Origin of the sequence: Streptomyces spinosisporus, assembly GCF_022698145.1 — a bacterium.
GTDB classification, from domain to species: Bacteria; Actinomycetota; Actinomycetes; order Streptomycetales; family Streptomycetaceae; genus Streptomyces; species Streptomyces spinosisporus.
This window is the reverse complement of the sequence record NZ_JALDAX010000003.1, coordinates 364076-382299: the sequence shown is the minus strand read 5'-3', so window position 1 is coordinate 382299 and position 18224 is coordinate 364076. Positions and strand designations below refer to the sequence as shown.

Sequence of the window (18224 nt, the reverse complement as noted above, 5' to 3'; positions counted from 1 at the left end):
GCGCCCCGCAGTTGTGAAGGCTCCTGACGCAGTGTCAGTTCCGTGCGGTGGGCACCCATGACATTTGTCCTGCCGGAGTCGGTACAGGCGCATCTGCCGGGCGCGAGGCGGGCTCCGTAGCGTCGTCGGCATGACACAGACGGAGTCGGTATGACACAGACCAAGAACGCCGCCGTGTCCTTCACGGGGGCGGTCAAGACTTTCGGCGCCGTACGCGCCGTCGACGGCGTCGACCTGGAGATCGCAGCCGGCGAGACGGTCGCCCTGCTCGGCCGCAACGGCGCCGGCAAGTCGACCACGATCTCCCTGCTGCTCGGCCTGGACGAGCCCGACGAGGGCACGGTACGGCTCTTCGGCGCACCCCCGGAGCGGGCGGTGCGGGCCGGCAGGGTCGGCGCCATGCTGCAGGAGGCGCGCGCGGTGCCCCGGGTCACCGTGCAGGAGCTGGTGTCCTTCGTGGCCCGCCGCTACCCCGAGCCGATGCCCGTCGCGCGGGCGCTGCAGCTGGCCGGGATCACCGAGCTGGCGGGGCGGCGCGTGGACCGGCTCTCCGGCGGCCAGACGCAGCGCGTACGGTTCGCCGTCGCGCTCGCCGGGAACCCCTCGGTGATCGTCCTGGACGAGCCCACCGCCGCCCTGGACGTGGAGGCCCGGCACGCCTTCTGGGCGTCGATGCGCTCCTACGCCCGCCTCGGCCACACCGTGCTGTTCTCCACGCACCACCTTCAGGAGGCGGACGTGCACGCCGACCGCATCGTCGTCATCGACCACGGCCGGATCGTCGCCGACGGCACCGGTGAGCAGCTCAAGCGGGCCGTGGGCGGAAGCCTGGTCGCCTTCGACCTCGCGGGCCGCTCCACCGCGGGCCTGGAGCTGCTGCCCGGCGTACGGTCGGTGGAGGTGCGCGGGGACCGGGCACGGTTGCGCAGCGACGATCCGGACGCGACGGTGATCGCTCTGGCGGAACTGCACGCGATACGCGGCCTGGAGGTCGCCCCGGCGTCACTGGACGACGCGTTCCTGGCGCTGACGGCACCCCTGAAGGAGGCGGCGTGATGGGGCACCGTCCGCGGCCCGCACCCACCCGGGGCTCCGCCCCGGACCCCGTTCGGCCCGAGCGGCCTCGTCCTCGATCGCCGGACAGGCTCATCGGTTCACTCCGCCAAGGAGGCATCGGCATGTTCGACTACCTGCGACTCGAAGTCCGCCGCACCCTGCGTGACGTCGGCTTCGTCATCGGTGGGGTGGCGATGCCGGTGATGATGTACCTGCTGTTCACCAACCTCGGCGGGGACGACGGCGGCTGGAAGACCGGCGCGATGATCGGCATGGCCGGGTACGGTGCGGTCGGCTCCGCCCTGAACACCGGCGGCGGGGTCGCCGAGGACCGGGCGATCGGCTGGCTGCGGCAGCTGAGGGTGACCCCGATGACGCCGCGCCAGGTCGTGATCGGCCGGACGCTGACCGGCTCGGTGACGGTGCTGCCCGCGATCCTCGCGGTGCTCGCCGCGGGCGGGCTGATCAACGGCGTACGGCTGGACGCCTGGCAGTGGGCGGCGGTCGCGGGGCTGCTGTGGCTGGGCTCGGTGCCCTTCACCCTGCTGGGCCTCGGCAACGGCTACCGGCTGACCGGGCAGACCACCGGCGTCACGAACATGGTGTGCAATCTGGGCCTGTCCGTCCTCGGCGGCCTGTGGTTCCCGATCACCCTGTTCCCGCACTGGCTGCGCAGCGTGTCGCGGTACACGCCCACCAACCGCTTCGCCGAGCTCGGCACGTCGGCCGCGGTGGGCCACGCCCCCGCACTCGGCGCGATCACCGTCCTGACCCTCTGGATGCTGGCCTTCGGTTCGTACGCTGTGCTGTCGTACCGACGATCCGGCCGGACCGTCTGAACGGGGAGCGAGACATGTCCTGGATGCGAGAGATCACCTGTCAGGTGGGAGTGTGGCGGGCGGCGCGGGCCCGTTGGAAGGCGGACATGAAGCAGTACAAGGCCGCGCAGAAGGAGGGCCGCCGCACCGGGCGGACGCCCGAGCAGCCGGGTCCGCCGCCCAGCGGCTTCGCGCTGCTGCCCTGGCTGCTGATGGGCATGGGCGCCTTCTCCAACCTCTTCCAGGGCAAGACCCCCAACCCCTGGATCGGCGCCATCGGCCTGCTCGCCTTCAACTCGCTCTACATCTACGTCACCTTCCGTTCCTTCGTGAAGGACAAGCGCAAGGCCACCTCGACCCGGGTGGCGCTGGTCGTGATGACCCTGCTCACCATCGGCCTCTCCATGGGCTACGGCGGCAGCTGGCTGTACTTCTTCCCGCTGCTCGGCCTCGCCACCGGCGCCGCCATGCGCGGCCCCTGGCTCGGCCGCATCGGTCTCGCGCTGACCGCACTCGCGGCGGCGGTCTCCGTGTATCACACAGGCTGGAACGCCTCCCTGAACGTCGCCTACGGCACCTTCCTGTCGACCATGGTCACGGCCGCGATCCTGTCCCTGACGGAGGCCGTGCGCGAGCTGCACGAGGCCCGCGAGAAGCTCGCCCTGCAGGCCGTGGAGAAGGAACGTCTGCGCTTCTCCCGCGATCTGCACGACCTGCTCGGGCACACCATGTCGGTGATCGTGGTGAAGTCGGAGGCGGCCAGGCGGCTGGCCACGCGCGATCTGGACGCCGCGATCGCGCAGGTCACCGACATCGAGGCGGTCGGCCGCCAGGCGCTCACGGAGATCCGCGAGGCGGTCACCGGCTACCGCGAGGGCAGCCTCGCCACCGAACTGGACCGGGCCCGCTCGGTGCTGACCGCGGCCTCGGTCGAGCCGGTCGTGGCCCGCTCGGGCACTCCGCTGGCCCCGCAGACCGAGGCGCTGCTGGGCTGGGTGGTGCGCGAGGCGGTCACCAATGTCGTACGGCACTCCGGTGCCACACGCTGCGCGATCACGGTGGACAGCACCTCCGAGCGGGCCCGTCTCACCGTCACCGACAACGGCACCGGGGACACCGGCACCGGCGAGCCGTCCGCGGCCTCCCCGCCGGGCATCGGCGGCACCGGACTGAAGGGCCTGACCGAACGCCTCGCGGCGGCCGGCGGCTCCCTCACGGCAGGCCCCTCGCCGCGCGGCGGTTTCACGGTCTCCGCCGAACTACCGCGGGAGCCCAGCGACGTGCCGGACGCGGTGCTGGCCACGGCACCCACGGCGGGGTGACGGGGCGCGCTCGGCCCGCCTCACCTCCCCCACCTGGCCCTATTCTTGGTCCGTGAACGAGATGCCCCGGGACCACCGGCCGTCGAAGAGTGTGCGGGTTCTGCTCGCCGAGGACCAGGGAATGATGCGGGGCGCGCTCGCCCTGCTGCTGGGCATGGAGGACGACCTGGAGGTCGTCGCCCAGGTCGCGACGGGCGACGCGATCGTCGACGCCGTACTGACCCACCGCCCTGACGTGGCCCTGCTGGACATCGAACTGCCGGGCATGAGCGGCCTGGACGCGGCGGCCGAGCTGCGTGAACAGGCCCCGGACTGCCGGGTGTTGATCCTTACCACCTTCGGCCGTCCCGGCTATCTGCGCCGCGCCATGGAGGCCGGAGCCGCCGGCTTCCTCGTCAAGGACGGCCCCGTGGAGGAGCTGGCCGAGGCGATCCGCCGGGTGCTGACCGGCGAGACCGTCATCGACCCCGCGCTCGCGGCCGCCGCGCTCAGCGCCGGGCCCAGCCCGCTGACCGCCCGCGAGTGCGACGTCCTCAAGGCGTCCGTGGACGGCGCGACCGTCGCCGACATCGCCGCCAAGCTGCACCTGTCGGAGTCCACGGTCCGCAACTACCTGTCGTCGGCGATCGGCAAGACGGGCACCCGCAACCGGATGGAGGCGATGCGGGAAGCCCGCCAGCAGGGCTGGCTGTGACCCGCCACCGCGTCACCTCACTTCCCCGAAGCGGCGCGAACGGTCACTTCCCCGAAGCGGCGGAAACCCCTCGCGGCAGCCACGCCAGCATCAGCACCAAGCCCGCCAGCAGCACCACCGTCCCGACCCGGAACGCCAGCGCATAGCCCTCCGTCAGGGCCGCGGGCGTCACGCTGCCGCCCGTCCGGGCCGCCGCGATCGTCGACATGACGGCGAGGCCCAGCGAACCGCCCATCGTGCGGGAGGTGTTGATCAGTCCGGAGACCAGTCCGGCCTCTCCCGGCGTCGCCCCCGAGGTGGCGAGCGCGGCGAGCGGGGTCGCCATCAGGCCGGCGCCCAGCATCATCAGGATGCCGGGGAACATGATCTCCGTGAGGTACGCCCCCTGCGACGTCATCAGCGACTGCCAGCCGAAGCCGGCCGCCGCCACGACCGCACCGAGCGCGGCCACGGTGCGCGCGCCGAGCAGCGGCATGAAGCGGGGTGCCGCCTTCGAGCCGAGGAGCACCGCGAGGGAGCTCGGGACCAGGGCGAGGCCGGCCTCCAGCGGGGAGTAGCCCAGCACGTTCTGGGCGTAGAGCGTCATGAAGTACCACATGCAGAACATCGCCGACCCGCCGATGAACATCGCCGCGTTCGCCGACGACACCGACCGCACCCGGAACAGCCCGAGCGGCATCAGCGGGGCGGCCGTACGCGATTCGACGACGAGGAACAGCGCGATCAGCGCGAGCCCGGCCACGAGCGGGACCAGTGTGGCCGCCGCCGTCCACCCCTCGGCCTCGGTCTGCGAGATCCCGTACGCGAGGGTCGCGAGCCCGGCCGTCACCAGCACCGCGCCCGGCAGGTCGAGGCGCCGCCCGCCGCCGTTGCGGCTCTCCGCCAGCCACCGCATGGCTCCGGCCAGCACGACCGCGCCCACCGGCACGTTGATCAGGAGCACCCAGCGCCAGGACAGGCCGTCCACCAGCGCCCCGCCGACGAGACCGCCCGCGGCGCCGCCGCCCGCGCCCACGGCCGTCCACGTCGCTATGGCCCGCGCCCGCGCCGGGCCCTCGGGGACGGCGGAGGTCAGGATGGTGAGCGTCGACGGCGCGAGCACGGCCGCCCCCAGGCCCTGCACGGCCCGCGCCACCAGCAGCTGACCGCCCTCCTGGGCGAGACCGCCGCCCAGTGAGGCCAGCGTGAACAGGGCGAGCCCCACCAGGAACATCCGCTTGCGCCCGTAGAGGTCGCCGGCCCGCCCGCCGAGCAGCATGAACCCGGCGAAGGCGATCGCGTAGGCGTTCACCACCCACTGCAGGCCCTGCGGGCTCAGCCCCAGGTCCGTGCGCATCGACGGCAGCGCCACATTGACGACCGACACATCCAGCACGACCAGGAACTGTCCGGCGCAGGCGAGCGCCACGACCAGCCACGTGGGCGGCGTACTGCGGCGGACGGTCGGGGTGACCTCGGTGGCTTCCAGCATGCCTGTCATGCTCTCAACCCGCTCACACCCCTTGCATCGGGATTTCGCCCGACCAGGACTTCGGCCGCGAGACCTAGGCCGCAGCATTGGGAGCACCCGGGCTCCGGACCTGATGACCGATCAGATTCCCATGACCGGGTCAAGAAATGATTAGAGACCCGAAGCAACGGAATAGTTGCCTGTGCATACGAGGTTTACCCAGCACTTGTCTAACGGGAGGCCTCACGCAATGACGCACACGACGAACGAACCGCCCACCAGGAGGGCGACCGGGGCCGTCGTCCCGGTGCTCGCCTTCGCGGGCATCGTTGTCGCGGTGATGCAGACCCTGCTCGTCCCGGTCATCAAGGACCTGCCGCAGCTGCTGGACACCGAACCCAGCAACGCCACCTGGGTCCTGACCTCGACTCTTCTCTCGGGCGCCGTCGCCACCCCGATCATGGGCCGGCTCGGCGACCTGTACAGCAAGCGGCGCATGCTGATCCTCAGCCTCGCCGTGATGGTGGTCGGCGCACTGATCAGCGCCTTCACCAGCGATCTGCTCACGATGATCGCCGGCCGCACCCTCCAGGGCTTCGCCATGGGCGCGATCCCGCTCGGCATCGGCCTGATGCGCGACATGCTGCCCCGCGAGAAGCTCGGCTCGGCCATGGCCCTGATGAGCTCCTCCATAGGCGTCGGCGGCGGCCTCGCCCTGCCGCTCGCGGCGCTCGTCGCCCAGCACGCCGACTGGCACGCCCTCTTCTACGGTGCCGCGGGACTCGGTGTCCTCTCGATCGCCCTCACCCTCCTCGTCGTACCCGAGTCCCCGATGCGCGCGAAGGGCACCTTCGACGTGCTCGGCGCGATCGGTCTGTCGGCAGGACTGGTGCTGTTCCTGCTGCCGATCACCAAGGGCAGCGACTGGGGCTGGACCTCGGGCACCACGCTCGGCCTGTTCGGCGCCTCGGCGCTCGTGCTCGTCCTGTGGGGCGTGATGGAGCTGCGCAAGCAGGCCCCCCTGGTCGACCTGCGCACCACCGCCCGCCCGGCGGTCCTCTTCACCAACCTCGCGTCGATCATGGTCGGCGTCAGCTTCTACGTCGTCTCCCTCGTCCTTCCCCAGCTGCTCCAGCTGCCGAAGTCCACCGGTTACGGCCTCGGCCAGTCGATGGTCGTCGCCGGTCTGCTGGTCGCCCCGCTGGGCCTGACGATGATGTTCACGGCGCCCGTCTACGCCCGCCTGTCCGCGAAGTACGGTCCGAAGGTCACCCTGATCCTCGGCATGCTGATCATCGGCATCGGCTACGGCGCGGGCCTCGGCCTGATGAGCGCGCCCTGGCAGAGCGCCCTCATCGCGGTGATCCTCGGCGCGGGCATCGGACTCGCCTACTCCTCGCTGCCCGCCCTGATCGTCGGCGCGGTGCCGGCGTCGGAGACGGGCGCGGCGAACGGCCTGAACACGCTGATGCGTTCCATCGGCACGTCCGTGTCGAGCGCCGTCATCGGCATGGTGCTGGCGAACACCGCGAACAATGTGGGCGGCGTCGCGATCCCGACCATGCACGGGTTCCACGTCTCCTTCCTGATCGCGACCGCGGCCGTTGCCGTCGGCCTGCTGATGGCCCTGTTCCTGCCGAAGCCGAACCGTGCGCCGCAGCTGCGCGTGAGCAGCGCGGAGGAGGCCGGGATCGCTCACGCCGAAGCGGCTCTGCGGGGCTTCCGCGGGCGGGTGCTGGATGCCGAGGGTGCGCCGGTGGCGCGCGCCAAGGTGACGTTGATCGACCGGCGGGGGCGGCAGGCGGGGGCCGCCGTCTCTGCGGAGGACGGCAGCTATGTGATTGCCGTTCCGGCGGAGGGGGCGTATGTGCTGGCCGCGCGGGCTGTGGGGTATGGGCCGCTTGCTTCGGCTGCTACGCATCCTGGGGAGGAGCGGGCGGTGTCTGTGGATCTGGCGTTGCCCGGGGGCGCCGTGAGCGCGTAGGGCTCGGTCGGATCTGGTTTTTGGGCGGCTTTTCCGCCGTCGTGGCTGGTCGCGCAGTTCCCCGCGCCCCTAACAGACCTGCACCCCTGGTCGGAGCTTCGGCCGGGGGTGCGGCAGCATGGGGCGTCGATGTCTTCGTACGACCGGAAGGAACCCCCATGCCCGCGGGCGCACCCAAGTCCGAGATTCTGGCCGCGTTCGAGGCGGCCAAGGGGTTCATGCCGGTGGACGAGGGGCTGGCGTTGTACGCGGCGGCCGTGGAGGCGGGGGCGTTGGGGTTGCCTCTGCTGGAGGTGGGGACGTACTGCGGGCGGTCCACGGTGCTGCTGGCCGACGCTGCGCGTGAGGCGGGGGTCGTGGCGCTGACCGTCGACCATCACCGCGGCAGCGAGGAGCAGCAGCCCGGCTGGGACTACCACGACCCGGAGACGGTCGACCCCGAGATCGGTCTGATGGACACGCTGCCCACCTTCCGGCGGACCCTGCACCGGGCCGGGCTTGAGGAGCACGTGGTCGCGCTGGTCGGCCGTTCGCCGCAGGTGGCGTCCGTCTGGGGCTCGCCTATCGGCCTGGTCTTCATCGACGGCGGCCACACCGACGAGCACGCCACCGCCGACTACGAGGGCTGGGCCCCGCACGTCGCCGAGGGCGGGCTCCTCCTCATCCACGACGTCTTCCCGGACCCGAAGGACGAGTTCACCGGACAGGCCCCGTACCGCATCTACCTTCGGGCTCTGCGGTCCGGGGCCTTCACCGAGATCTCGGCGACCGGTTCCCTGCGTGTCCTGCGGCGCACGGGCGCGGGGACGTCGGCCACCGGGCGCTGAGGCACGGTCTCATCCGCTCGCGGCGTCGTCGGCCTCCCAGCGCAGCAGGTCGCCCGGCTGGCACTTGAGCACCTCGCAGAGGGCGGCGAGCGTCGTGAAGCGCACCGCCTTGGCGCGGCCGTTCTTGAGCACCGCCAGGTTGGCGGGTGTGATCCCCACGCGCTCCGCGAGCTCGCCCACGGACATCTTGCGCCGGGCCAGCATCACGTCGATGTCGACGGCGATCGGCATCAGATCACCTCGTCCAGCTCGGCCTGCATCCGCGTCGCCTCGACGTCGCGGGCGACGGCCTGGGCGAGCAGCATCCTCAGCACGAGCACGATCAGGGCGACGCCCAGGATGGCCACGCCGATCCCGGCCATGATGACGGTGACGCCGGGGTCCTCACGCTGACCGGGCGCGTTGACGCCCGTGACCGCGAACCACACCAGGGCGGCCGCCACGATCGCGCCGATCACCCCGTCCACGTACCGGAAGGCGGCATGGGTGAACACCGTTCCGCGGCGCACCATCGCCACCAGCCGCCATACGCAGACCACGGCGACCTGGACCGACACCATGCCCAGGATCGTGATCACGCGCATCGCGGTCAGCGGGAGTTTCCCGTCCTCCGGGTCGTTCCCGCTGACCAGAACCCAGACCATTCCTGCCTGAATGAGCACGGTGCCGACCAGCACCACACCGAGCACGGCGCGCAATGCACGCACTGCCAGCTGTCCCATGAGCCACCTTCCATCGATTCGCGATGGGAATCTATCGAAATTCGATAGGCGCCGCAACTGCGTGGGACTGCCACGCGCTCCCTGAACGGCCGCTAGGGTGGCAGGCGTGTCGTACGTAGGCCCGGACTTCGATCCTCCCCAGCCCCGCCGCCCCCGCTTCCGCCCCCTGACCGTCGCGGTCGCCGCGCTCGTGCCGGGCGCGCTGCTCGGATGGCTCGTGTACGAAGCGGTCGGCGGGACGGGAGGTGGGGACGGCGCGGACAAGGCGACCGTGCAGACCTCGGCCACGTCGGCGTCCGGGTCGACGGGGCCCAGCGCCGCCGGCTCCACCGCCACCGACGACAAGCATCCGAGCCCCTCGGCCACGCTCACCTCCCCCACCTCCTCGGCCCCCGCCGCCTCCGGCTCCCTCAAGGGCAAGGTCGTCGTCATCGACCCGGGCCACAATCCGGGCAACTTCCGGCACACGGCCGAGATCAACCGCCAGGTGGACATCGGCACCAACCGCAAGGAGTGCGACACCACGGGCACGTCCACCAACGCGGGTTACCCGGAGGCCCAGTTCACGCTGGACGTCTCCCACCGGCTGAAGGCGCTGCTGGAGAAGCAGGGCGCCACGGTGAAGCTGACCCACGACAACGGCTCCCCGGCCTGGGGTCCTTGCGTGGACGGGCGCGCCGAGATCGGCAACAAGGCCCACGCCGACGCCGCGATCTCCATCCACGCGGACGGCTCCGCCGTCGGCAACCGCGGTTTCCACGTCATCCTTCCGGGGTTCGTCGACGCGGGCGGCGCGGACACCAGCAAGATCGTCGGCCCGTCCGCCGATCTCGGCAACTACATCGCGGGCAAGTTCGTGCGCGCGACGGGCAGTGCGCCGGCCAACTACATCGGCGACGGCTCCGGCATCGTCACACGTAAGGACCTGGGCGGTCTCAATCTGTCAACGGTTCCCAAGGTCTTCATCGAGTGCGGCAACATGCGCGATAGCAAGGATGCGGCACTGCTCACCAGCAGCACCTGGCGACAGAAGGCCGCGCAAGGGATCTCTGATGGAATCGTGAGTTTCCTGCACGCTTCGTAAAAGGCGGGCGGATCCCGGCAGACACCCTGGTCGGGGGGACGATAGTGTCTACCGACGACGAGACGACCTACGAAGGACCTGAAGTGAATATCCGCTCCCTCACTCGAGGCGACGGCGTGGTGATCGGAGCAGCGGTGTTGCTGTTCATCGCGTCGTTCCTCGACATCTACTCCGTCGATGGGGCCCCTGACAGCGCCGAGCTCCCCAACTCCTGGGAAAGCGGTCCGGTCTTGATGGGCGTCGTCCTCGCGGGCATCATCGGCGCCGCGCTCGTCGTCGTGTCCCACGGCCTGCCGCAGGTCCCGAAGGTGGCCGGTCTCGACCTCGGCCAGTTCGGCGCGGCGTTCACGGTCTTCGCCGCCTGGTCCGCGCTCGGGAACATCTTCGACCCGCTCGGCGGCACGGACAACGTCGGCTCCGGTTCGGACAACGGCGTCAGCGCCGGCACCGGCCTGATCCTCGCGCTCATCGCGACCCTGGTCATGGCCGCGGCCGCCGTCGCCACCGCTCTCGTCCCCGCGCTCCGCGCGCCCCTGCTCCCCGCCCCCAAGCCCGCCGCCCCCCAGCCCTACGGCGCCCAGCCTCCCGGTGGTTACGGCTACCCGGGTGCGCAGCAGCCGCAGTACGGGGGCCAGCCGCAGCCCGGGCAGCCCTACGGCGGGCAGCCGCAGGCGGGTGCGCCGCAGCCGGGGCAGCCTCAGCCGCCGGCGGCCGGCGGGGACTTCTCGCCGTTCTGGTTCGCGGTGCCCGTGCCGCGGCCGCTGTTCGCGGAGGACGGTTCGCCGACGCCGATCGCCGAACTGGCGCCCGGCACCTGGTACCTGGCCGTGGAGCAGCGCGGTCCGGGTCTGGTCGCGCAGACGCAGGACGGCCGTCGTGGCGTTCTGCAGGACACGTCCGGTATCCAGCGCGGCTGAGTCCGCGCGCACGACCTCGCACGGCCCCTCGCCCTTCCGGGCGGGGGGCCGTTGCCGTACAGTCGCAGCTCACAGCCAGGTAACTGACGAACCGTCAGGAGGCGTCGATGCGACTCGGTCTCGCCCTCGGCTACTGGGGCCGCGGCCCCTCCGCGGACCACGTACCGCTCGCGCAGGAGGCCGAGCGGCTCGGGTACGACTCGGTGTGGACCGCGGAGTCATGGGGGTCGGACGCCTTCACGCCCCTGACCTGGATCGCGGCGCAGACGTCGACGATCAAGCTGGGAACGGCTGTTGCGCAGATGGCGGCCCGCTCGCCGACCACGACCGCGATGCATGCGCTCACCCTCGACCATCTCTCCGGCGGACGCATGATGCTCGGCCTCGGGCTGTCGGGGCCACAGGTGGTGGAGGGGTGGTACGGGCGGCCGTTCCCCAGGTCGCCGCTGACCGCGACGCGGGAGTACGTCGACGTCGTACGGCAGGTGCTGCGGCGGCAGGGGCCGGTCGTGGCGGAGGGGCGGTTCCACTCGCATCCGTATCGCGGTGAGGACGGGACGGGGCTCGGGAAGGCGCTGAAGTCCATCACGCATCCGCTGCGTCCCGATCTGCCCGTGCTGCTCGGTGCGGAGGGGCCGAAGAACGTCGCGCAGACGACGCGGATCGCGGACGGCTGGCTGCCGCTGTACTGGTCGCCGACCCGTCCGGACGTGTACGGACCGGCACTCGAGCAGCTCCCGCCCGGCTTTCTCGTCGCCCCGATGGCCCGCGTCCAGGTCTGCGACGACCTGGCGGAGGGGCTGCTGCCGGTCAAGACCATGCTCGGCTTCTACATCGGCGGCATGGGCCACGCGTCCCGCAACTTCCACGCCGACCTGATGGCGCGCATGGGGTACGAGGAGGAGGCGCGGCGCATCCAGCAGCTGTTCCTGGAAGGCCGGCGCGAGGAGGCGGTGCTCGCCGTCCCGGATGCCTTCGCCGACGAGATCTCCCTGGTCGGGCCGCGTGAACGGATCGCGGAGCGGCTGGAGTTGTGGCGCAAGGGGCCGGTGACGGATCTGCTCGCGCTGTCCCCGGACCGGCGGTCGCTGCGGGTGCTGGCGGAGCTCAACGCGTAGGGGCCGCGGGGCACCGAGGTTTTACCGGCGTTTCGGCGGCAACCCGTCAGGCATGTCCCCCCGATATCGCAACGGTGCCAACCAGGCCGGAACGGTCATCGCGATCGTCGCCGACGTCATGGCCCTCATCCTGGGCCTGTGGATCCTGATGTACCTGCTGGACGCGAACCGCGCGAACGACTTCGTGCAGTTCATCCACAACGCGGCCCTGTGGCTGGCGGGTTGGTCGCACGACCTGTTCACGTTCGACGAGGCATGGGCACGCGTGGTCGCCGGTTACGGCCTCGCCGCCGTGGTCTACCTCTTCGTCGGCCACGCCATCGCCAACCGCGTCCACCGCCACTGAGGCTCAAGCCCCCGACCGCTGCGGGCCGAGGGCTCAGCAGCAGTCGGGGTCGAGTCCTCGCGGCAGGCTCTCTCCGCCGAACACCGTGCATGTCGCCTCGTGGCCGCCCAGGGCGGCCACCGCGAGGAGGAGGGAGCCCGCCGTCCAGGTGGTCAGTTCCCGGGGCCAGACGGCCTCGTCCTCGAAGACGTAACCCGTCCAGTACAGGCCGCTCTCCGCGTCGCGCAGGTGCTGGATCGCCTTGAGGATGTCCAGCGCGCGGTCGGACTCGCCCATCGCCCAGAGCGTGAGGGCGAGTTCGGCCGACTCCCCGCCCGTGACCCAGGGGTTCGGGACGACACAGCGCACCCCGAGGCCGGGCACGACGAAGCGGTCCCAGCCTTCCTGGATACGGGACTTGGCCTCGGTGTCGGTGAGCGCGCCGCCCAGCACCGGGTAGTACCAGTCCATCGAGTAGCGGTCCTTGTCGAGGAACCGCTCGGGGTGCCGCCGGATCGCGTGCCGCAGGGCGCCGAGGGCCAACTCCCAGTCGGGCTGCGGCTCTTCGCGCTGCTCGGCGACGGCGAGCGCGCAGCGCAGCGCGTGGTGGACGGAGGAGGAGCCGGTCAGCAGGGCGTCGGTGGTGAAGGTGCCGTCGTCCTCGCCCTTCCAGCCGATCTCCCCGCCGGGCTGCTGGAGCCTGAGCACGTACTCGATCGCCGCGTACACCGACGGCCACATGCGGTCCAGGAACAGGTCGTCGCCGGTCGACAGGTAGTGGTGCCACACGCCGACCGCGATGTAGGCGACGAAGTTCGTCTCCCGGCCGCGGTCGGTGACGTCCGCGAAGTCCCCGTCGGCGTAGGCCGCGTACCAGGAGCCGTCCTCGTTCTGGTGGCGTGCGAGCCATGCGTAGGCCCGCTCGGCCGCCTCGTGCTCCCCGGCGGCGTCCAGCGCCATCGCGGCCTCGGTGTGGTCCCAGGGGTCCAGGTGGTGGCCGCGGAACCACGGGATCGCCCCGTCCTCCCGCTGCACGGCGAGGACGCCCCGTACGGTCGCGGCGGCCTGCTCGGCGGTGAGAACCCCGGGCAGGACGAGGTGTTCTGTCCGGGGAGTGGTCACCGGGCGTCCGCCCCGGCCTCGGCGAGCTTCGGCAGGTGCGGCTTGGTCGCGTAGGCCACGAAGCTCTTGCCGATCAGCGGGTTCAGCGCCTGCTCGGCGACCCGGGTCGCCAGCGGCTTCTTCATGATGTCCCAGACCAGCAGCTTGTGGTACGCCTTCACCGGCAGCGCCTGGTCGTTGTCGACACCGAACGCGCACTTCAGCCACCAGTACGGCGAGTGCAGCGCGTGCGCGTGGTGGGTGCCGTAGGGCCTGAGGCCGGCCTCCCGGATCCTGGCGAGGAGTTCGTCTGCCTTGTAGATGCGGATGTGACCGCCCTCGACCTCGTGGTAGGCGTCCGACAGCGCCCAGCAGACCTTCTCGGGGCCGTAGCGCGGGACGGTGATGGCGATCCGCCCGCCGGGCTTGAGGACCCGGACCATCTCGGCGAGCACGCCCTTGTCGTCCGGGATGTGCTCCATCACCTCGGAGATGATGACGACGTCGAAGGACTCGTCGGGGAAGGGCAGTTGGAGGGCGTCGCCCTCCATGGCCGTGGCGCTCGCGCCCTCGGGTGCCTCGCCGGCCTCCTTCATCGCGGCGAACCACTTGGCGACCTCGCGGATCTCCTCGCCGTTCTGGTCGAGGGCCACGACCTGCGCGCCGCGCCGGTAGCACTCGAACGCGTGCCGGCCCGCCCCGCAGCCGAGGTCCAGGACGCGGTCGCCCGGGGCGAGCGGGAACCGGGAGAAGTCGACGGTCAGCACGTGGCCCTGCTTTCGGGGTTGGATACGGCTAGTTCTGCTACGGCTGCCGCCTGGCCGGCCGCGGGGGTGTGGAGGGCCGCGGAGCGGCCGGGGGGCTTGCCGGCGGAGGCGGCCATGGCGGTGCGGTAGTGGCGCACCGTGCCCTCGGCGGCGCGGGCCCAGGTGAAGTGCTTCAGCACCCGCTCGCGGCCCGCGCGGCCGAGGCGCACTCTCAGTTCGGGGCTGGCCAGCAGGCGGTTGAGGGCCGCGGCCAGTGCGCCCGGGTCGCCGGGCGGTACCGCGAGGCAGGTCTCGCCGTCGGGTCCGGCGACCTCCGGGATGGCCCCGCCGGTCGTCGCGACGAGCGGTGTGCCGGTGGCCATGGCCTCGGCCGCCGGGAGGGAGAAGCCCTCGTAGAGGGAGGGGACGCAGGCGACCTCCGCCGAGCGGACCAGGTCGACCAGTTCGGCGTCCGAGATGCCCTTCACGAACTCGACGGCGCCTTCGAGGCCGTAGCGCTCGATCGCCTGCGCGACGGGCCCCTCGGTGGGCCGCTTGCCGACGACGACGAGGTGGGCGTAGGCGTGCTCGGTGCGGACCTTCGCGAGGGCCTCGACGAGGAAGACCAGGCCCTTGAGCGGCACGTCCGCGCTGGAGGTGGTCACGATCCGGCCGGGCACGACGGGCACGGACGGGTCGGGCGAGAACAGCTGCGTGTCCGCGCCGATGTGCACCACGTGGATACGGTCCTGCCGTACGCCGAGGTGGTCGACGATCTCGGCGCGGGAGGTGCCCGAGACGGTGAGCACGGAGGGCAGGCGGCGCGCGACGCGCTTCTGCATGCGGGTGAAGGCGTACCAGCGGCGCTTGGAGAGCCGCTGCTGCCAGCCCTCGGCCGCGTCCAGCTCCAACTGGCGGTCCACGGTGATGGGGTGATGGATCGTCGTGACGAGCGGGGCGCCGACGTCGCCCAACAGTCCGTAGCCCAGGGTCTGGTTGTCGTGCACGACGTCGAACTCGCCGCGCCGGGCGCGCAGATGGCGCCGCGCGCGCAGGGAGAAGGTGAGCGGTTCGGGGAAGCCGCCGGTCCACATCGTCGCCACTTCCAGCGCGTCGACCCAGTCGCGGTACTCCTCGCGCTTGGGGGTGCGGAAGGGGTCCGGTGAGCGGTAGAGGTCGAGGCTGGGCAGTTCGGTCAGGCTCAGGCGGTGCGCGTAGTCCGCGCCCTCGTCGAGGACCGGGTAGGGCTGGGAGCCGATGACCTCGACGCGGTGTCCGAGGCGGGCCAGTTCACGCGAGAGGTGGCGGACGTAGACGCCCTGGCCGCCGCAGAACGGGTTCCCTTTATAGGTGAGGAGCGCGATGTGGAGCGGTCGCTCGCCGTCGGCGGCGGGGTCCTCCCGGGGCCCTGCCTGACTGGCCTCAGCGGTCACTCTGGGCCCCCTTCTGCATGCACTGTCCCGCGAGATTACGCCGGGACGCTAATCTAGAACAAGTTTCAGACTTGATCGTCCAGGAGGCTCTGAATCTACCGGGCGGTAGGGGCGCTGTGAGCAGTGGATCAGGTGATTCGCGCCACGGCGGCGGTCCTGTCATGCTCGGTGCGATCACCAGCCCTCACCGACTGTCACGGAACGGGACCCATGCCTGCGCAAGCCAAGGAGGCCAAGGTGGAAACGAATGCCTCGCAGCCGGCCTCCCCGCCGCTCACCGAGCGGCAGGAGGCGCGTCGCCGGCGCATCCTGCACGCGAGCGCGCAGCTGGCCAGCCGGGGCGGTTTCGACGCGGTGCAGATGCGTGAGGTCGCGGAGTCCTCGCAGGTGGCGCTGGGCACGCTGTACCGGTACTTCCCGTCCAAGATCCATCTGCTGGTCGCCACCATGCAAGACCAGCTGGAGCACATGCACGGCACGCTGCGCAAGAAGCCCCCGACGGGCGACACGGCGGCCCAGCGGGTCGCGGAGACCCTGATGCGGGCCTTCCGCGCACTGCAGCGCGAGCCGCATCTGGCGGACGCGATGGTCCGCGCGCTCACCTTCGCCGACCGCAGTGTCTCGCCGGAGGTGGACCAGGTCTCCCGGCAGACCACGGTGATCATCCTGGACGCGATGGGCCTGGAGAACCCCACCCCCGAGCAGCTGTCCGCCGTCCGCGTCATCGAGCACACCTGGCACTCGGCCCTGATCACCTGGCTGTCGGGCCGCGCCTCCATCGCCCAGGTCAAGATCGACATAGAGACGGTCTGCCGACTGATCGACCTCACCGGGCCCCAGGGCCAGGACGGAGCATAGTGTCGACCATCCACCACACCACCGTGACGCCCACCAAGGTGGAGCTGCTGGCCGCGTGGCTGCCCACGCGTTCGTGGTACCACGGCGCGCCCGCACCGGAGTTGACGCGGGCCGGCGGCTTCCGCCTGGAGGACCCCGCGGGCGAGGTCGGCATCGAGTTCCTTGTCGTCACCGAGGCGTCGGGGGCCTACCTCGTACCGCTGACGTACCGCGGCGCCCCACTCGACGGCGCCGAGCACGCCCTCGTCGGCACCATGAAGCATGGCGTACTCGGACCGCGCTGGGCCTACGACGGCTGCCACGACCCCGTGCTGACACGGCAGTTGTGCGCCCTGATCGAGGGCCGCACCCCCGCGCACGCACAGAACGTCAGCGACACCCTCGACCACGAGGTCGTCCGGTCCTACGCCGGAGAGGGGCCGCTCGGCGTTCCGGGCGCTCCCGAGGACACGCGGGAGAGCACCGAGTTCGCCGTGGCGGACGGCCTGGTCCTGCGCCTGCACCGGGTGCTGACGCCGACACGGGGCGACCTGCCCGTTGCGGAGACCGTCGGTCATGTCTCGGGCATGTGGGAGCAGTTGGACGGCACCCGGGTGCGGGGACCGATCGCCACTCTGGTCCGCCGGGGCGGCGCCGGCGGGTGAGGCCGGCCGCGCTCGGCGGGGCTCAGTCGAGGACGAAGGTGCCGCCCGCGGCAACGGCGAGGTCGGGGCCGAGCACGGCCGCGGGGGTGTAAGCGCCGGGCTTGCCTTCGCCACGGGCGAGAGCGGCCGCGGTCTCGGCGGCGACGGCAGCGGTGTAGTCCATGCCGTCGTCGGCGCGCAGCCAGCCCTCCCGGCGGGTGCCGTCGGACCAGATGACGACCGCGTGGCCCCAGGAGTGCCGGCGCGGCCTGGGAGCGGCCTTCGTCCTGACACCTGCCATGCGGCGCACAGCGAAGCGCTGCAGTCGCGGGATCGACAGCAGCTTCCCGGCGAGCGGGAGGACCGCGCGGGCGACGGCCGAGGTGGGGGCGAGGGCCGTGGTGACGGTGACCGAAGGAGCACCGCTGGCGCGTTGTGCCGCCATGAGTTCGCCGGAGGGCGCGCCCGCGGACTTCACGGTCTCGCCGTCGGGCAGGGTGAGGTCCTGCGGGTCGGCCCCCAGGCGCCGGGTGACGAGTCGGCCCTCTTCGTAGGCGCGGCCTCCTGTGGCGATGACGTTCACGATGGAGGCGGCGAAGGCGGCGCCCACGGTGCCCGCGTCCGTGGCCACGGAGCCCAGGGCGTCGACGCGCACCCGCTCGGGCGTGGGGCGGTTCTCGCACAGCTTGGCGACGACGGCCTCGGTGGCCAGGACGCCGAATCCGGCGCCGGTGACCAGGGTGCTGCCCGCAGCGGAGGCTTCGTCGTGCAGGGAGAGGAGCCGGGGCAGGGCGACGAGGTCGGCGGCCATGTCGACGTAGTGCCCGCCGCCCCGCAGACAGGCGCGGGCGATCGGTGGGGCGGTCTCGGCGAAGTTGCCGATGGTGTTGACGACCACGGCAGGACGCTGCCGGGCGACCTCGGCCGCGATGTCGTCCACCGATCCCGTGACGACGACCTTCGCGCCCGCCCCGGGCCCGAGGTTCACCGCGGTCCTGCTCAAGGCTTCCTTGCCGCGCCCGACCAGCACGGGCGTGAACCCCTGCGCGGCCAGACGGGCCGCGACGGCACTGCCGATGCGGCCCGCCGCTCCGAGGATCCAGATCTCCCCGGTGGGTGTGTCCGGCGTCATCGCTTCTCCTGTCT

Annotated in this window: 19 protein-coding genes; 12 read left to right on the top strand and 7 right to left on the bottom strand. The window is 71.6% G+C overall.

The window, feature by feature from the left end; all coding sequences use genetic code 11:
* Positions 1-150 precede the first annotated feature (150 nt).
* The 4 genes from MQN93_RS09960 (at position 151) to MQN93_RS09945 (ending at position 3890) form a co-directional block, all read left to right on the top strand.
* Positions 151-1056, top strand: a complete 906-nt coding sequence (locus MQN93_RS09960; RefSeq protein ID WP_242709161.1) for an ABC transporter ATP-binding protein — start codon at positions 151-153, stop codon at positions 1054-1056.
* A gap of 122 nt (positions 1057-1178) precedes the next feature.
* Positions 1179-1895: an ABC transporter permease gene (locus tag MQN93_RS09955; RefSeq protein WP_242709160.1), complete on the top strand. Its 717-nt coding sequence runs from the start codon at positions 1179-1181 to the stop codon at positions 1893-1895.
* A gap of 14 nt (positions 1896-1909) precedes the next feature.
* On the top strand, positions 1910-3196 hold the full coding sequence (locus MQN93_RS09950) for a sensor histidine kinase (protein ID WP_242709159.1): 1287 nt from the start codon (positions 1910-1912) through the stop codon (positions 3194-3196).
* A gap of 61 nt (positions 3197-3257) precedes the next feature.
* A complete protein-coding gene (locus MQN93_RS09945; protein WP_037782512.1) occupies positions 3258-3890 on the top strand; it encodes a response regulator transcription factor in 633 nt (210 codons plus the stop codon).
* Between the two features lie 43 nt (positions 3891-3933).
* Here MQN93_RS09945 and MQN93_RS09940 read toward each other — a convergent pair whose 3' ends face one another.
* Positions 3934-5361 (bottom strand): DHA2 family efflux MFS transporter permease subunit, encoded by a 1428-nt coding sequence (locus MQN93_RS09940; RefSeq protein ID WP_016435575.1) that lies wholly within the window; start codon positions 5359-5361, stop codon positions 3934-3936.
* Between the two features lie 229 nt (positions 5362-5590).
* Here MQN93_RS09940 and MQN93_RS09935 point away from each other — a divergent pair, with 229 nt between their 5' ends.
* Both MQN93_RS09935 and MQN93_RS09930 read left to right on the top strand, forming a co-directional pair.
* Positions 5591-7324 (top strand): MFS transporter, encoded by a 1734-nt coding sequence (locus MQN93_RS09935; RefSeq protein WP_242709158.1) that lies wholly within the window; start codon positions 5591-5593, stop codon positions 7322-7324.
* A gap of 158 nt (positions 7325-7482) precedes the next feature.
* Positions 7483-8151, top strand: coding sequence for a class I SAM-dependent methyltransferase (locus MQN93_RS09930; protein ID WP_242709157.1), 669 nt, complete (start codon positions 7483-7485; stop codon positions 8149-8151).
* Positions 8152-8160: 9 nt separating this feature from the next.
* On the opposite strand, the gene MQN93_RS09925 is transcribed toward MQN93_RS09930, so the two are convergent.
* Both MQN93_RS09925 and MQN93_RS09920 read right to left on the bottom strand, forming a co-directional pair.
* The gene (locus MQN93_RS09925; RefSeq protein ID WP_016435572.1) at positions 8161-8382 is read right to left on the bottom strand and encodes a helix-turn-helix domain-containing protein; all 222 of its coding nucleotides are present in this window, start codon (positions 8380-8382) and stop codon (positions 8161-8163) included.
* Positions 8382-8873 carry a DUF2975 domain-containing protein gene (locus tag MQN93_RS09920; protein ID WP_242709156.1) on the bottom strand — a complete coding sequence of 164 codons (492 nt, stop codon included), beginning with the start codon at positions 8871-8873 and terminating at the stop codon, positions 8382-8384. The genes MQN93_RS09925 and MQN93_RS09920 overlap by 1 nt, the downstream gene beginning before the upstream one ends.
* A 106-nt stretch (positions 8874-8979) precedes the next feature.
* On the opposite strand from MQN93_RS09920, the gene MQN93_RS09915 reads away from it, so the two are divergent.
* From MQN93_RS09915 to MQN93_RS09900, 4 genes are all read left to right on the top strand, one after another.
* On the top strand, positions 8980-9957 hold the full coding sequence (locus MQN93_RS09915) for an N-acetylmuramoyl-L-alanine amidase (protein WP_242709155.1): 978 nt from the start codon (positions 8980-8982) through the stop codon (positions 9955-9957).
* 83 nt (positions 9958-10040) lie between these two features.
* Positions 10041-10874, top strand: coding sequence for a DUF5336 domain-containing protein (locus tag MQN93_RS09910; protein WP_016435569.1), 834 nt, complete (start codon positions 10041-10043; stop codon positions 10872-10874).
* A 107-nt stretch (positions 10875-10981) separates the two neighbouring features.
* Positions 10982-11992 carry an LLM class F420-dependent oxidoreductase gene (locus MQN93_RS09905; RefSeq protein ID WP_242709154.1) on the top strand — a complete coding sequence of 337 codons (1011 nt, stop codon included), beginning with the start codon at positions 10982-10984 and terminating at the stop codon, positions 11990-11992.
* A gap of 52 nt (positions 11993-12044) precedes the next feature.
* Positions 12045-12338: a hypothetical protein gene (locus MQN93_RS09900; protein WP_016435567.1), complete on the top strand. Its 294-nt coding sequence runs from the start codon at positions 12045-12047 to the stop codon at positions 12336-12338.
* Between the two features lie 33 nt (positions 12339-12371).
* Here the strand turns inward: MQN93_RS09900 and MQN93_RS09895 are convergent, their stop codons facing one another.
* The 3 genes from MQN93_RS09895 to MQN93_RS09885 are packed head-to-tail and all read right to left on the bottom strand — an operon-like array spanning position 12372 to position 15597.
* Positions 12372-13439, bottom strand: coding sequence for a prenyltransferase/squalene oxidase repeat-containing protein (locus MQN93_RS09895; protein WP_242709153.1), 1068 nt, complete (start codon positions 13437-13439; stop codon positions 12372-12374).
* Complete coding sequence (locus tag MQN93_RS09890; RefSeq protein ID WP_016435565.1) at positions 13436-14185, bottom strand: class I SAM-dependent methyltransferase; 750 nt, start codon at positions 14183-14185, stop codon at positions 13436-13438. Before MQN93_RS09890 ends, MQN93_RS09895 begins: the two co-directional genes overlap by 4 nt.
* A complete protein-coding gene (locus MQN93_RS09885) occupies positions 14179-15597 on the bottom strand; it encodes a glycosyltransferase family 4 protein (RefSeq protein ID WP_016435564.1) in 1419 nt (472 codons plus the stop codon). The genes MQN93_RS09890 and MQN93_RS09885 overlap by 7 nt, the downstream gene beginning before the upstream one ends.
* A 210-nt stretch (positions 15598-15807) precedes the next feature.
* Here MQN93_RS09885 and MQN93_RS09880 point away from each other — a divergent pair, with 210 nt between their 5' ends.
* A complete protein-coding gene (locus MQN93_RS09880; protein ID WP_016435563.1) occupies positions 15808-16455 on the top strand; it encodes a TetR family transcriptional regulator in 648 nt (215 codons plus the stop codon).
* A complete protein-coding gene (locus tag MQN93_RS09875) occupies positions 16455-17099 on the top strand; it encodes a maltokinase N-terminal cap-like domain-containing protein (protein WP_242709152.1) in 645 nt (214 codons plus the stop codon). The genes MQN93_RS09880 and MQN93_RS09875 overlap by 1 nt, the downstream gene beginning before the upstream one ends.
* Positions 17100-17121: 22 nt before the next feature.
* Here the strand turns inward: MQN93_RS09875 and MQN93_RS09870 are convergent, their stop codons facing one another.
* Complete coding sequence (locus MQN93_RS09870) at positions 17122-18210, bottom strand: saccharopine dehydrogenase NADP-binding domain-containing protein (RefSeq protein WP_242709151.1); 1089 nt, start codon at positions 18208-18210, stop codon at positions 17122-17124.
* Positions 18211-18224 lie beyond the last annotated feature (14 nt).